The organism is Asaia sp. SF2.1 (assembly GCF_000505765.1).
Lineage (GTDB): Bacteria > Pseudomonadota > Alphaproteobacteria > Acetobacterales > Acetobacteraceae > Asaia > Asaia bogorensis.
In genome coordinates, this window is the sequence record NZ_AYXS01000034.1 from 187519 (window position 1) to 187947 (window position 429).

Below are 429 nucleotides of genomic sequence, written 5' to 3' on the forward strand. Positions count from 1 at the left end.
AAATGGTGGCTCACGGTGTGACGCGTGCGCGGTTGCCAGCCCATAACCAGATTATCTGTACCTTGCGTGACATGCGTACACCGGAGCTGGCTAGATTTATCGGCAACACGCGATCGGCGGCGGCGGTCGATCTCTGGGGGAGCGACCTGGAGGGCGCGGTCGTGGCGATCGGCAATGCACCGACAGCCCTGTTTCGCCTGCTGGAACTCATCCTGCAGGGTGGCAAACGTCCCGCAGCCATTATCGGCATGCCGGTCGGCTTCATTGGCGCGGCAGAGTCCAAAGAGGCACTGGCAGCCTTCAATGAAATCCCTTGGGCTATCGTACGGGGTAGGCAGGGGGGAAGCGCCATGGCGGCCGCCTGTGTCAACGCGCTGGCCAGCGAGAGCGAATGACCGGTCTCTGCCAAATTCTCGGCATGGGGCCGGG

1 protein-coding gene is annotated in these 429 nt (G+C 62.9%); it reads left to right on the top strand.

Translation table 11 applies throughout. The features are described from left to right. Window positions 1-395, top strand: a 395-nt coding sequence (locus P792_RS36685; RefSeq protein WP_035440249.1) for a precorrin-8X methylmutase, incomplete at its 5' end; no start/stop codon positions are given. Window positions 396-429: the final 34 nt, after the last annotated feature.